Source organism: Flavobacterium sp. B183 (assembly GCF_023539155.1).
Classification (GTDB): Bacteria; Bacteroidota; Bacteroidia; order Flavobacteriales; family Flavobacteriaceae; genus Flavobacterium; species Flavobacterium tructae.
In genome coordinates, this window is record NZ_CP097434.1 from 1,702,041 (window position 1) to 1,716,325 (window position 14,285).

Annotated in this window: 7 protein-coding genes; 6 read left to right on the forward strand and 1 reads right to left on the reverse strand. The window is 36.6% G+C overall.

Annotated features, from left to right (window positions below):
* Window positions 1-91: 91 nt before the first annotated feature.
* Together gldJ and murF are read left to right on the forward strand one after the other, a co-directional pair.
* On the forward strand, window positions 92-1,780 hold the full coding sequence (gldJ, locus tag M4I44_RS07655) for a gliding motility lipoprotein GldJ (protein WP_249967413.1): 1,689 nt from the start codon (window positions 92-94) through the stop codon (window positions 1,778-1,780).
* Between the two features lie 107 nt (window positions 1,781-1,887).
* Window positions 1,888-3,174 carry a UDP-N-acetylmuramoyl-tripeptide--D-alanyl-D-alanine ligase gene (gene murF / locus M4I44_RS07660; RefSeq protein WP_249966961.1) on the forward strand — a complete coding sequence of 429 codons (1,287 nt, stop codon included), beginning with the start codon at window positions 1,888-1,890 and terminating at the stop codon, window positions 3,172-3,174.
* 36 nt (window positions 3,175-3,210) lie between these two features.
* On the opposite strand, the gene M4I44_RS07665 is transcribed toward murF, so the two are convergent.
* On the reverse strand, window positions 3,211-6,093 hold the full coding sequence (locus M4I44_RS07665) for a triple tyrosine motif-containing protein (RefSeq protein WP_249966962.1): 2,883 nt from the start codon (window positions 6,091-6,093) through the stop codon (window positions 3,211-3,213).
* Window positions 6,094-6,436: 343 nt separating this feature from the next.
* Between M4I44_RS07665 and M4I44_RS07670 the strand changes: the two genes are divergently transcribed.
* The 4 genes from M4I44_RS07670 to M4I44_RS07685 all read left to right on the forward strand — a co-directional run bounded on the left by M4I44_RS07670 (window position 6,437) and on the right by M4I44_RS07685 (window position 14,285).
* On the forward strand, window positions 6,437-9,568 hold the full coding sequence (locus tag M4I44_RS07670; protein ID WP_017498001.1) for a TonB-dependent receptor: 3,132 nt from the start codon (window positions 6,437-6,439) through the stop codon (window positions 9,566-9,568).
* 18 nt (window positions 9,569-9,586) lie between these two features.
* Entirely contained in the window at window positions 9,587-11,134 is a 1,548-nt protein-coding gene (locus M4I44_RS07675) for a RagB/SusD family nutrient uptake outer membrane protein (protein WP_249966963.1), read from the forward strand.
* A 137-nt stretch (window positions 11,135-11,271) separates the two neighbouring features.
* Window positions 11,272-12,732: a glycoside hydrolase family 30 beta sandwich domain-containing protein gene (locus M4I44_RS07680; protein WP_249966964.1), complete on the forward strand. Its 1,461-nt coding sequence runs from the start codon at window positions 11,272-11,274 to the stop codon at window positions 12,730-12,732.
* 86 nt (window positions 12,733-12,818) lie between these two features.
* The gene (locus M4I44_RS07685) at window positions 12,819-14,285 is read left to right on the forward strand and encodes a glycoside hydrolase family 30 beta sandwich domain-containing protein (RefSeq protein WP_249966965.1); all 1,467 of its coding nucleotides are present in this window, start codon (window positions 12,819-12,821) and stop codon (window positions 14,283-14,285) included.

Genomic DNA, 14,285 nt, shown 5'->3' on the forward strand with positions numbered 1-14,285 from the left:
AAACAGCGAAATAAAATTATTAGAACAGATGTTGCCAATTAAATGTTAATTATTATATTGCAGCACCTAAATTTATCACCTAAGAATGAGTATGAAAGTAAACAAAATTGTAGTCTTGCAATTAATGATGTCAATGGTATTGATGTTAGGCACGGCTAGTTGTAGCAAAAAATCGAGTTCCAGTCATGCCTCCAGGGCAACTGGTTGGGACGTAGACAGTCAGAATGGAACTGCTGCCAGAAATGCAGGAAAAAAACAACAGGCTGGTCCTGGTTTAGTTTTTGTTGAGGGAGGTACATTTACGATGGGTAAAGTACAAGATGATGTTATGCACGATTGGAATAACACACCAACTCAACAACACGTTCAGTCATTCTATATGGATGAAACTGAAGTTACGAACGGTATGTACTTAGAGTACCTGGAATGGTTAAAGAAAGTTTTCCCACCAACAGAAGAAAATTACAAGAATATTTACGAAGGAGCATCTCCTGATACTTTAGTATGGAGAAATCGTTTAGGATACAACGAAACGATGACAAACAACTACTTAAGACACCCATCTTACGCAAACTACCCGGTAGTAGGTGTAAATTGGATTCAGGCTGTTGAATTTGCTAAATGGAGAACTGATCGTGTGAACGAAGCAGTTTTAGAGAAAAACGGTTACCTTAAAAGAGGAGCAAAAACTCAGGATGTTAGTGCTGAAAGTTTATTTAATACAGAAGGTTATGTTGCTTCTCCAAGTACAACTTACGGAGGTAATGAAGAGCTTGTATTGAAGAAAAACCCTAGCGGAAGAAAAAAACCTAAAGCAGGTAAAGACGGTGTTGTTCAGGAAGAGAAAAATGTATATGCACAACGTTCTTCAGGACTTATTTTGCCGGAATACAGACTTCCTACCGAAGCGGAGTGGGAATATGCTGCTGCTGCCGATGTTGGACAAAGAGAATACAATATCTATAAAGGACAAAAGAAATATCCTTGGTCTGGTGATTACACACGTTCTTCAAAACGTAAAAACAAAGGAGATCAATTGGCTAACTTCAAACAAGGAAACGGTGATTACGGTGGAATTGCAGGTTGGTCTGATGATGGTGCAGATATTACAAACTCTGTAAAAAGTTACGCTCCTAACGATTTTGGATTGTATGATATGGCAGGAAACGTTGCCGAATGGGTTGCTGACGTTTACAGACCTATTATCGATAACGAAGCAAATGATTTCAACTACTTTAGAGGAAATCAATATGCTAAAAACAAAATCGGGAAAGATGGTAAAATTGAAATTATTACTAAAGATAATATTCAATACAAAACATTAAGTAACGGTAAAAAAGTAGCAACAAATTTACCTGGAGAAATTGCTCAGGTTCCTGTTGATGAAAATGAAACTTACTTAAGAACTAACTTCGATACAAGTAATAACATCAACTACAGAGACGGAGACAAGCAATCTTCTAAATATTTTGATTTCGGAGATTCTGAATCAGGATCAAAAGCAGATCAGGCGATGTACAACTCACCTAAACACAATATCACAACAGATAGTTTAGGTCAGATGGTTAAGAAATATGATAACTCAAGTAAACGTACAACATTAATCGATGATAATGTAAGAGTTTACAAAGGAGGTTCTTGGAGAGACAGAGCTTATTGGTTGGATCCGGGTCAAAGAAGATATTTCCCTCAGGATATGGCAACTGATTACATCGGATTTAGATGTGCAATGTCTAGAGTAGGTGCTAAATCTGAGAAAAGAAAATCACCTAGAAACTAAATTCTAGAAAATTCAATAAAAAAATTCCAAATTCCAACTGATTTACTCAGCTTTTGGAATTTGGAATTTTTTTATTGCTTATTTTTAATATGTAAAATTTTTTATAAATGAATATTCAGGACCTTCATAATTTGTTTTTAAAATGTAAATCAGTTTCAATTGATACGAGGAAAATTGAAAAAGATTCTATGTTTTTTGCTATAAAAGGAGAAAACTTTGATGCGAATACGTTTGCTTCGCAGGCGATAGAATTGGGAGCCTTGTTTGTGGTTATTGACAATGCCGCTTATGCTATTGACGACAGAACAATTTTGGTAGAAAACAGCTTAGAAACATTGCAGGAACTGGCAAAGTATCACAGAGCATATTTGAAACTTCCCATTATTGCTTTAACAGGAAGTAACGGAAAAACAACTACCAAGGAATTGATCAATGTAGTTTTATCTCAGAAGTTTAAAACCAAAGCAACTGTTGGGAACTTAAATAATCATATTGGGGTTCCGCTGACTTTGTTGTCTTTTACAAAAGATACAGAAATCGGAATCGTTGAAATGGGAGCAAATCACAAGAAAGAAATAGCGTTCTTGTGTGAGATTGCTCAGCCTGATTTTGGCTATATTACCAATTTCGGAAAAGCACATTTAGAAGGTTTTGGCGGTGTTGAAGGAGTAATTATTGGTAAAAGCGAGATGTACCAATATCTGGCGAAAAACAATAAGATTGCTTTTGTAAACCTCGAAGATCCAATCCAGATTGAAAAATCAGCCGGAATTGAATCTTTTACTTTTGGAGTGAATAATGCTCAGGCAAATCTGAAAATCAATAGTATTCAGGCCAATCCATTTGTGGTGATCGGGTACGATAATTTTAGCGTAGAATCACATTTAATTGGGCTTTACAACGCAAATAATATCAATGCGGCTGTAGCAATGGGAGCTTATTTTAAAGTTGAAGATAAGGCGGTAAAACAGGCAATCGAAAATTACATACCGGAGAACAACAGATCTCAATTATTAAAGAAGGGATCGAATGAAATTATTCTGGATGCCTATAATGCCAATCCAAGTAGTATGGCCGTGGCTATTACTAATTTCCTGCAATTGGAAAATTCGAATAAGGTCATGATCTTAGGTGATATGTTTGAACTTGGCGACGAAAGCCTGCAGGAACACAAACAAATTGTAGATTCATTGTCCGATCAAAATCAATCGGTTTGTTATTTGATTGGGAAGTATTTTTACGAAACAAAAGTGGCCGGCGACAAACTTCAGTTTTTTGAAACTTTTGATGCTTTTGCGGAGTTTTTGAAGACGATACATTTTAAAGAAAATACGATTCTGATAAAAGGATCCAGAGGTATGGCTTTGGAACGAACATTGGAATTTATAAACTAATAAAAAGGCATTCTCTACAGAATGCCTTTTTTGTTTTTAGATGCTCATCAGAAATCCAATCAGGTTTTCTTTTTTGTTTAAACCTAGTTTTTTCCGGAGTCGGTAGCGCGCCAATTCGACTCCGCCTGTCGAAATATTCATAATTTCGGCTATTTCTTTAGTAGACATATTCATTAGTAAATAAGTGGATAAATCCAGTTCGCGCGGAGAAATTGTTGGGTATTTTTCTTTTAAGCGTTTTAAGAATTCAAAATGTACGTTTTTGATGTGCTTTTCAAGGTCTTTCCAGCTCTTGTCTGTGTTGACCTCTTTTACAATGCTTTTATTTAGTTTACTCACCTGAAATTTTGTCGATTCGTCGAGAGCATCGTTGTCGATTTCTTTTAGTTTGTGAATGATTCCATTTAAGACTTTGTTTTTCTTTACAACCTGCAGGGAATTGCTCACCAGTTCTTTGTCTTTGGCGAGGATTTTTATCTGCAGTTTGTCATTTTTTAGTCTTTCAATTTCTTTTGCCAGCTCATATTGTTTTTGCTTTATTTTTGATTCTTTTTCAAGATACAGTTTTCTTTGCTCTATCGTTTCATAATATTTGTTTTTCCTGATTTTGAGTTTAATTCTGTTTGAAACAATATAAATTCCTGCCAGAAGTAATAAAAAGTAGGTCAGATAGGCCAGGAAATGTCTGTACCAGGGAGGTGAGATGGTAAAAATGATTTCAGACACATCAGACTCTCTGCCGTAGCTGTTTTTTGCTTTAATTTTCATGGTGTACTTGCCTTCTCTCAGATTGGTGTATTCTTTTATAGAAGTGGTCGACCAATTGCGCCAGTTTTCTTCAAATGGTTCTAATTTGTAGGAATAGGTTACATTTTCCTGATTTTCGAAAGTAGGAGATGAGAACGTAAATTTGACATGATTGGATTGATAAGGAATTAAAAGGTCTGTTAGTGGTTTTTCAAGATTACCTGTCATAATAGTATCGTTGGTAGAGGAGAAACTTTCAAAAAAGACCTTAGGTTTTGTGATGAATTTATTTGAAATTTGAGAATCATAATGTGCAAGTCCATCAGTTAGTCCTATAAAAATGTTCTCCGGATCGATTGTATTGACCGAAATATATTTGTTTACCAGATTACCTGTTAAATTAGAAAATGGAGCTTCTGTGCGGATGTATTTTCCATTGGAACCTTTTATTAAAACGCCAAGTGATTCATTGTAGGAATACCATAAATTGTTGTATTTGTCTTCTATTATAGTGTTTACAGTCGGAATTTTTTCGAATAAAGCGGTTACCTTTTTGTCCTCAAAAAAGTCTTCCTGTTCGTCACTGTATCTGTAAAAGTGATTTTTGGTTTGAAAGTAAACTTTGTTGTTGATCAATTGAAGACTTCCTATTCCCTTTTTCGTTGTTGAAATGTGAGCGTGTTTTTTTACAAGGTCAAATCTTTTTAAATCCTCAGACAATCTCATCTGATACAGATAAGGATCCTTTTTTAGCCATAAATAATTGTTGTCAAGCTCGATTTCAAATGTATTGGTCGTCTCGTCAAATCCCTCAACCTGATTGATATAACTGATTTCGTTTGCTGAGTTTTTAAAGATAGAAAAACCACTGTAACTCTCGCCAATAATGTAACCGGGGTGATCTGGAATGGTTTTGAAGCCGAAATAACCTTTATTGTCCAGTGTTTTTGACACTCTGTTTTGGTCAATTACCAAGGCGCCGCTATTGCTTGCACACAAAAGTGTATTGTTGATGACCTGAATGTTCCAGGCTTGTGCAATGGTACCCTCGACGCGGTTGAATGGTTCGTCTTTAAAAGGGGCGTTCCAGGAATGATAAAATAAACCCTGATTGGTAGCAACATATAGGTTTTTGTTGAAAATTACAGATGCATAAACAGTACCTATATTATAACTATAGTCAAAAAAGGTAAAAGGAGAGTTTTGGTTTATAAAGGCGATTCCGTTATCCAGTCCTAGCCATAGATTATTCTTATTATCAACAAAAGAGGTCAGGACCGTGTTGTTTTGGAGTCCTTTTTGTCGGTTTAGATGCTGAAGGATTTTTCCATTCAGGTCGCAAATGACTGCGCCATTGAGAACCGAATTGAGTACGATGAATTTGTTTCCGATAATTGCTCCACCCAAAGAGGTGTTCTTTTTGATAAAACTATTTGCTTCGGTTTCCCAGGGGGTAATGCTATTATAGTCATAAGTAAAAAGTCCTTTTTCTAAGGTTGCAAAAAGTAATTTGTTGTTGGGTAGCGGAAACATCGCCCAGATCTCTTTGTCGTTTAAAGCAGTGGTTCCTTTTAAAGGACTTAGTTTCTGGTTCTTGTATTCTAAAATACCCAGAACTTTATCCTGAAAATATAGGTGTTCTTTTATAAGAAACGAAAATTGAAACCTTCTCGGGGCATTGATAAGACGCAATTTATTGTTTTTGTAAAAGAAGACCTTGGTGAAAGATTGAAATACAACTTCTCCTTTATAAAGATGTATTCTCCAGATCAGGTTAATATTTCTGCTGTCTTTTTTACTAATTAGCGCAGAAAGGGAATGGTATTGTAATCTGCCTTTTGCATCACTCTTAAAATAACCAAATTCATTATTCCCGCCAACATATATTCTGCCGGACTGGCCGTCTATTTTTAAGCTTCTGATAGCAGTATTGTTGGGAAGCGGATATTTGTTCCAGGTTGATCCGTCAAACTGTATTAAGCCGTTATTGTTTGCGAAGTAGATATTGCCATTTTTATCCTGATCAATATTCCAATTTTGAGTGCCTCCTTTATAATCGGATCGCTTATAGTTTTTGATTGCGGGTAATCCAATGTTTTTTACTTGGGAAAAAAGAGTAAAAGGCAGTATAAAAAGGATAAAAATCGAAATAGATGCATTTGCGAATTTCATAATTTTAGATCAGTGTTTTTATTAGTAATGTTTTGTAATCCTCTTTTTTTGGATTAATGCAATCGGAATATTGTGTTTTTCTGTAGAATTTTTCCATAAAATCGAAAATAATTCATTTTTAGTAAATGTAGTGTTTATTTTATTTAGTTAACAATTCTATAACAGTATAAAATGATTTTTAAAATCCTAAAAATCAATAAATTATTCATAATTTGATGTGTTTTTGTAAGGTGTGAATTTATAGGTTGATGTGTTTTTGTAATGAATTTTAATTACACATACTGAAATTTTAAATTTATTATTGCATCGAATTACTAATTAATTAACCAAAATTTTTAGAAAAATGAAATTAACAAAATTACTTATTTTTTGTTTTTCGTTTCTGTTGTTTTCAGTTGTCACAATGGCGCAGGATGTTACAGTAAGCGGAATCATAAATGATGAAAATGGAATGCCAGTTCCGGGTGCGTCTATTTTAATAAAAGGCACAAATAAGGCGACAGCATCTGATTTCGATGGAAAATTTCAGATCAATGTTCCTGCAAACGGCACTTTAACAATTAGTTTCGTAGGTTATAATACAGTACAGGAAGCTGTAAACGGAAGAACTAAAATTGATGTTAAGTTAAAAGCGGAATCTCAGGCCCTAAATGAAGTTGTAGTAGTAGGATACGGCACACAAAAGAAAAGTGTCGTTACAGGTTCTATATCCAGTGTTAAGGCAAAAGATTTAGAGAGTCTTCCTATAACAAGGGTAGAACAAGCGCTACAAGGAAGAGTTTCCGGAGTTTCTATTGCAGCAAATGCAGGACAACCGGGATCAGCTTCGACCATACGTATTCGAGGTTTTACTACATTAAACAATAATGATCCTTTATGGGTTGTAGATGGTGTAATCGTTGATAATGGAGGTATTGGTTACCTAAACCAGTCTGATATCGAGTCTATCGAGGTACTTAAAGATGGCGCTTCAGGAGCTATTTATGGTTCTCGTGCCGCTGCCGGAGTTATTCTTGTAACTACAAAAAAAGGTAAAGCAGGTAAAATATCGGTAAGCTATACCGGTTTTGCAGGAACATCTCAGGCAGCTAAAAAATTAGATTTACTAGATGCTAATCAGTACGTAACTATTATGAATGAAGCTAACGTAAATGGCGGAACTCCGAATAGATACACCGTTCCTGCTAATGTTGGAAACGGAACAGACTGGCAGAATGTAATTTTTAATAATCATGCACAACGTTCTTCTCATGAGCTAAGTTTTAGCGGTGGTAACGATACGTCAACTTTTTACATGTCTTTTGGATTAACAGATCAGGAAGGTATTGTAAACTCTGATATTTCTAATTACAACAGAAAAAACATCCGTTTGAACTCTAACCATAAATTAGGGAAATACATTAAAATTGGTCAGACTTTAGGATATTCTCACGAAAAAACAATTGGTGTAGGAAATACCAATGATGAGTTTGGAGGACCTTTGTCGTCAGCCATAAACTTAGATCCGTTAACACCGGTACTTGTTGCACCGGGTGCCGCAACCGGGGCAGGTACTCCGTACGAGAACAAAAATGCGCTTAGAGATGCAAACGGAAATTACTACGGTATCTCGACAATTGTAACGCAGGAAACTTCAAATCCATTAGCGTATACGCAAACAAGATTAGGTAATAATGATTTTGCAGATAATTTTGTTGGAAACATTTTTGCCGAAGCAGAAATTTTACCCGGATTAAAATTCAAATCTACTGCAGGTGGAAAATTAGCCTATTACGGTTCAGATAACTTTACACCGGTTTATTACTTAAACGGAGCTACCAAAAAAGATGTAAATGAATTGTTCCGATCGTACAAAAAATCTTTCAGTTGGAACTGGGAGAACACTCTAAACTACGATAAGAAAATTGGAAATCATCATTTCGGTATTTTAATTGGAAAAGGTACTTATGTCGATAATATTACTTCCGGTAATGATATCACCTACAGAGGTGTACCGGCTACGACACATGCCGAAGCTTCTTTTAATGTTGACATTCCAATTTCTGATAAAATAGCAAACGCTTACAATGCACAAGCTTTAGAACACAGAGTGGAGTCCTTGTTTTCCAGATTAAACTACGATTACAAAGAAAAATATATTTTTACCGGGATTCTTCGTCGTGATGGTTCTACACGCTTTGGACCAAATCATAAATACGGAACTTTCCCGTCAGTATCTTTAGGCTGGGTTCCTTCCAAAGAAAATTTCTGGGGAGAAAATAAAATCGTGAATACTTTAAAAATAAGAGGAGGTTATGGAGTTACGGGTAATGATTCCTCTCCTGATTTCTTATACATTTCTACAGTTGGAATTCAAAGAAACTACACTATCGGTGGGGTAATTGTTAACGGACAAAGTCCAAATGCGATTCCAAACCCTGATTTGAAATGGGAAGAAACCAAACAACTTAACATTGGTTTCGAAACTACTTTATTGCATGACTTCAATTTAAGTGTGGACCTTTTCAACAAAAAAACAGAAGGTATCTTAATGAAAGTACCGATTCCGGGTTATGTTGGAGCCACAGGTAATACTTATGCAAACTTAGCAGATATGGAAAACCGCGGTGTAGATATTGAATTAGGCTACCGTAAGAAAATTGGAGAATTGAACCTGTCTGTTAATGGAAACTTCTCTTACATCAAAAATGAAATTACTTATATAGACAAAGGAGTTAATTTCTTAGTTGGAGACGAAACGGTACAATCCAGTTCTTATGAAATCAACAGAACGGAAGTTGGTCATGCGTATAACTCCTTCTACGGATTTAAAACAAATGGTATTTTCCAGACTCAGGCCGATATTGATTCTTATAAAAATGCGGCAGGAAAAGTAATTCAGCCTAATGCTAAACCGGGAGATTTCCGTTGGCAGGATTTGGATGGAGACGGCGTAATTGGAGCTAACGACAGAACTTTCTTAGGAACTTCATTGCCTAAATTCACGTATGGATTTACTATGAATTTAGCATACAAAGGATTCGATATGTTAGTTTTCGGTCAGGGTGCGGGAGGAAATATGATCTATCAGGGATTGAGAAGACTTGATATTTCTACAGCAAATTATCAAACAGAAGTTATGGGACGCTGGACAGGACCGGGATCAACAAACAGTTATCCGAGAGTCACTACTGATGATTCCAACAAAAACTTTACGAATCCATCAGATTTCAATTTGCAAAAAGGAGATTTCTTCCGATTCAAAACAATCCAACTTGGATATTCATTTCCAAAAGAATGGATAGAAAGTATCTCATTGCAAAAAGTAAGATTGTATGTAACAGGAGAAAATTTATGGACGATTACCAAATATACAGGTTATGATCCTGAAATTGGAGGTCCTACTACAGCCGGAATGAACAACGTACAGGGTGTTGACAGAGGATATTACCCTCAGGCAAAATCGTATATGTTAGGAGTTAATTTGCAATTTTAAATTTAAAAAAAAGATATTATGAAACTTATAAGTTTTAAACAATCATTATTCGCTTTTGGGGTGTTACTTACACTTGGATCGTGCGATACCGATGAAAAATTGGAGGTAAAGGGAGATGGAGTAGTACTGGAAGATAATTTTTACAGAAACGAAACCGAGGCTTATTCAGGTCTGGTAGCAGCATACGATAAACTAGGGAAGTTTGCAGGAGCAATGGAAAATGCGCCCTTATTATTCTTAAACTCTGCATCTGATGACTTCTATGCAGGTGGGGGTGGTTCAGACGATCAGCCTGGACTACAGGTGGCATCGAACTATTCTGTTAGTCCGGCTAATATTCCACCGGCAATTTGGGCAGATTATTACAAAGGCGTAGCAAGATGTAACGTCATGCTGGTAAAACTTCCGGATGTTCCTATGGATGCCGCTAAGAAAGCAAGATTTGCCGCAGAAGTAAAAGCGTTACGTGCTTATTATTATTTTGATCTGGTGAGAATGTTTAAGAATATTCCTTTGATTCTGAAACCACTAACGAAAAACGAAATTCCTTTAGTTATGCAGGCTAAACCGGACGAGGTTTATGCACAAATTGAAAAAGATTTAAACGAAGCAATTCCTGATTTGCCAATGACCATACCTGCACCTGAGTTGGGAAGATTCTCTAAAGGAGCTGCAACAGCACTTTTAGGAAAGGTATATTTATACGATAACAAAAAGCCACAGGCGGCGGTTGAATTGGCAAAAGTAAACGGAACTCCCGGAGGAACAAGTAGTTTTGGCTATAAGCTGATGGATACTTTCGCTTCTTTATGGGATCATACCAAAAAATTCAATTCGGAATCTATCTTTGAAATTACCTATACCGATAAATCCAATGCAGATTGGGGGAATTTTGAAAGAGGTGATGACGAAGGTAACGTTGCCGCTCAGCTGATGGGAATCAGAGATTATTCCAGAACAAAATATGGAAAAGCAGCACTTTTACCAGATTATATTAATGGATGGGGTTTTTGTGTTGTTACCGCAGATCTGGCAAATGCAATGAAAAGCGATCCACGTTTCGCGTCTACTATTTTTGATGCAAAGACTGCAAGAGCTACCGGAGATCCGGATAAAGATCCAAACACTTTGATTACTTACAAAGACAGTTATCAGGAGACCGGATATCATTTTATTAAATATGCACCGGTTAATGCCGATATCAAAGCAAGTAACCCTTTCTTAAATTTTGGAATCAATACCTACGTTATTCGTTTGGCAGATACTTATTTATTAGAGGCTGAAGCTTTAGGAGGAACAGGAGCAAGAGCTCAGGCACTACTAGATGCTGTTAGATTAAGAGCCGGATTAACACCGGTACCGGTTTCTATTCCGGCTATTTTAGCCGAAAGAAGATTAGAACTTGCAGGTGAAGGTCATCGTTGGTTTGATTTGGTGAGAACAGGTCAGGCTGCTGCCAAACTTGCTTTCAAAGGATTTCAGGCCAATAAAAATGAAGCATTCCCAATTCCATATAGTGAATTCAATAACACTAAGATGGTTCAAAATCAGGGATATCCACAATAATGAAGTAAGTTAAGTTTAAGTTTAAGGTTGGTTGTAAATAGCCCATTCTCATAATGATTATGGGCTATTTTTAAATCAAACCGGAAATCATTTGACTAAGAAATTTGATCAAAGTCTCAATTATTAAAACATACTCAATGAGAAAGATTGGCTATATTATTACTTGTTTATGTTTTTCTTTATCTGTTTTTCCACAACAGAAAAACCAAAAACAGCAACAAAAATTTACCACTACCAATAAAAAAATAACGGTTTATACCACAGCAGCGAATACACAATTAAGATTAACACCAACAGATCATTTAAATTTTACCGCATCCAGACAGCCTATAGAAACAGAGTTGTCCGTTTTTGTTGAACCATCCAAACGTTTCCAGAGTTTTCTGGGCATTGGCGGTGCCATTACAGATGCAAGTGCCGAAATTTTTGCCCAATTATCAAAAGAAAAACAGACAGAATTTTTAAATGCCTACTACGATACCCAAAAAGGAATCGGATATTCATTGCTAAGAACAACTATTCAAAGTTCTGATTTTAGCAGCGGAAGTTATTCTTATATCGAAGAAGGCGACAAAGATTTAAAAACATTTTCGATTGATCATGACCGCAAATACCGTTTACCCATGATTAAAGCGGTCCTAAAAAAGGCTGGCGGAAAAATGATTACTTATGCTACTCCGTGGTCACCTAATGCTTTTATGAAAAGCAATAAGAATGTGCTCAAAGGAGGAACATTACTTCCGGAATTTTATCAACCGTGGGCAAACTTCTATGCAAAATTTATAAAAGCATACGAAAAAGAAGGAATTCCAATTTGGGCAACATCCGTTCAGAACGAACCCATGGCCACCCAAACCTGGGAATCCTGTTTGTACACCGCTGAGCAGGAAAGAGATTTCCTGAAGAATTACCTTGGACCAACTTTAAAAAAAGAAGGTTTAGGGAAGGTGAAAATTATTGCCTGGGATCACAATCGTGATTTAATGGTACAGAGAGCCAATGTTATTTTCTCAGACCCGGAAGCTTCCAAATATGTTTGGGGAATGGGTTTTCATTGGTACGAAACCTGGACAGGAGCTCAGCCGATGTTTGACAATGTTGCAAGAGTACATGAAGCATATCCGGACAAAAAACTCATTTTTACAGAAGGCTGTGTCGAGAAATTTGACGCTGCAAAATACCAATTCTGGCCCAACGCAGAACGATACGGCACTTCTATGATCAATGATTTTAATAACGGAACCGTGGGCTGGACAGACTGGAACATACTTTTGGACCAATTTGGAGGACCGAACCACGTAGGCAATTTTTGCTTCGCACCCATACATGCAGATACCACTACAGGGGAACTCATTTATACCCCGTCGTATTATTATATCGGGCATTTTTCAAAATTCATTCGTCCGAATGCCGTTCGTGTAAGTACTTCGGTAAGCCGCAGTTATTTGTCAAGTACCTCTTTTTTGAATACTGACGGAAAAATGGCAACCGTAGTGATGAACAATACCGACAATGCTATTACCTATAATTTTATTATTGCAACAGAACAGACCATTGTAAAAATTCCTGCACACGCGATACAAACGCTGGTCTATTAAAATTTTGGAGTTAGTTAGAGGGGCAATCTGATTCGTCCGTTTCGCCCCTTGCTTTTTAATAATAATGAAATCGTTTTGAGTGTACCATGAAAGCCATAAATAGAGTTTTAATCGCCCCATTGCTAGTGCTGCAATTCGTTTCTTCTTCAAAAGTTGGAGCACAGTCTGCAGCACCCTCATTTAAATCAAACCCAAAAATACAAGTATATACTACTGCCGAAAACACCAAATTAAGATTGTCATTATCCAATAATTTCATTTTAAATTCAGCTTCACAGCAAACAAAATCAACGGTTTCAATTGCGATTGATCCTTCAAAAACTGATCAGACTTTTTTAGGAATCGGAGGAGCCATTACCGATGCCAGTGCAGAAGTTTTTGCTAAACTGTCATCCAAAAAGCAACAGGAATTTCTAAACGCTTACTATGATAAAAATAAAGGAATAGGGTATTCTTTGGCCAGAACCAATATGCATAGCTGTGATTTTAGCAGCGAAAGTTATACTTATATTCAAGAAGGCGACAAAGAGCTAAAAACCTTTACTATTGATCACGATAAAAAATACCGAATCCCATTACTCAAAAAGGCAATTGCAACGGCCGGTGGGAAATTAACTTTATTTGTTAGTCCGTGGAGTCCTCCGGCTTTCATGAAAAACAATAACGATATTTTGCACGGCGGTGTTTTATTGCCGGAGTTTGCACAATCATGGGCCAATTATTATGCTAAATTTATAAAGGCATACGAAAAAGAAGGAATTCCGGTCTGGGGACTGACGATTCAAAACGAACCAATGGCAAGTCAGAGATGGGAATCTTGCATTTACACCCCGGAAGCCGAAAGAGATTTTCTGAAAAATTTTCTGGGACCTACTTTAGAAAAAGCAGGATTGGGATCTAAAAAGATCATCATTTGGGACCACAACCGCGGAGAGATGCTCGAAAAAAGAGCTAATTTAGTTTTTTCTGATCCCGAAGTTTCCAAATACGCCTGGGGAATTGGATTCCATTGGTACGAAACCTGGAACGGAGGCAGTCCGAAATTTGAATCCGTGGGGAAAGTGCATGAAGCTTTTCCAAGTAAAAATCTGCTGTTTACCGAAGGCTGTATCGAAAAATTTGACGCTTCGAAATTCCAGTTTTGGGGAAATGCCGAACGATACGGAATCAATATGATCCATGATTTTAACAACGGAACGACAGGCTGGACGGACTGGAACATTTTGCTGGATCAAAACGGAGGCCCCAATCATGTTGGTAATTTTTGTTTTGCCCCAATTCATGCCGACACCACAAAAGATGAACTGATCTACACACCGATGTACTATTATATTGGACATTTTTCAAAATTCATCCAACCGGGAGCGAAAAGAATTAGAAATGTAATAAACGACAAAAGTGTATTAAGCACTTCTTTTCTAAATACAAACGGAAAAATTGCCACCGTTGTAATGAATCCGTCAGACAAAGCAGTGGTATACGAAATAGTAATCAATGCGGTGAGAAAAACGTTTACTATACCGGCTCATGCCATGCAAACGTTAGTGTATTAG

Bases quoted from the DNA above. Each gene is read 5' to 3' on its own strand.
- M4I44_RS07685 (WP_249966965.1), top strand. From the start codon at position 12,819: ATGAAAGCCATAAATAGAGTTTTAATCGCCCCATTGCTAGTGCTGCAA.
- M4I44_RS07670 (WP_017498001.1), top strand. From the start codon at position 6,437: ATGAAATTAACAAAATTACTTATTTTTTGTTTTTCGTTTCTGTTGTTT.
- M4I44_RS07680 (WP_249966964.1), top strand. From the start codon at position 11,272: ATGAGAAAGATTGGCTATATTATTACTTGTTTATGTTTTTCTTTATCT.
- M4I44_RS07675 (WP_249966963.1), top strand. From the start codon at position 9,587: ATGAAACTTATAAGTTTTAAACAATCATTATTCGCTTTTGGGGTGTTA.
- gldJ (WP_249967413.1), top strand. From the start codon at position 92: ATGAAAGTAAACAAAATTGTAGTCTTGCAATTAATGATGTCAATGGTA.
- murF (WP_249966961.1), top strand. From the start codon at position 1,888: ATGAATATTCAGGACCTTCATAATTTGTTTTTAAAATGTAAATCAGTT.
- M4I44_RS07665 (WP_249966962.1), bottom strand. From the start codon at position 6,093: ATGAAATTCGCAAATGCATCTATTTCGATTTTTATCCTTTTTATACTG.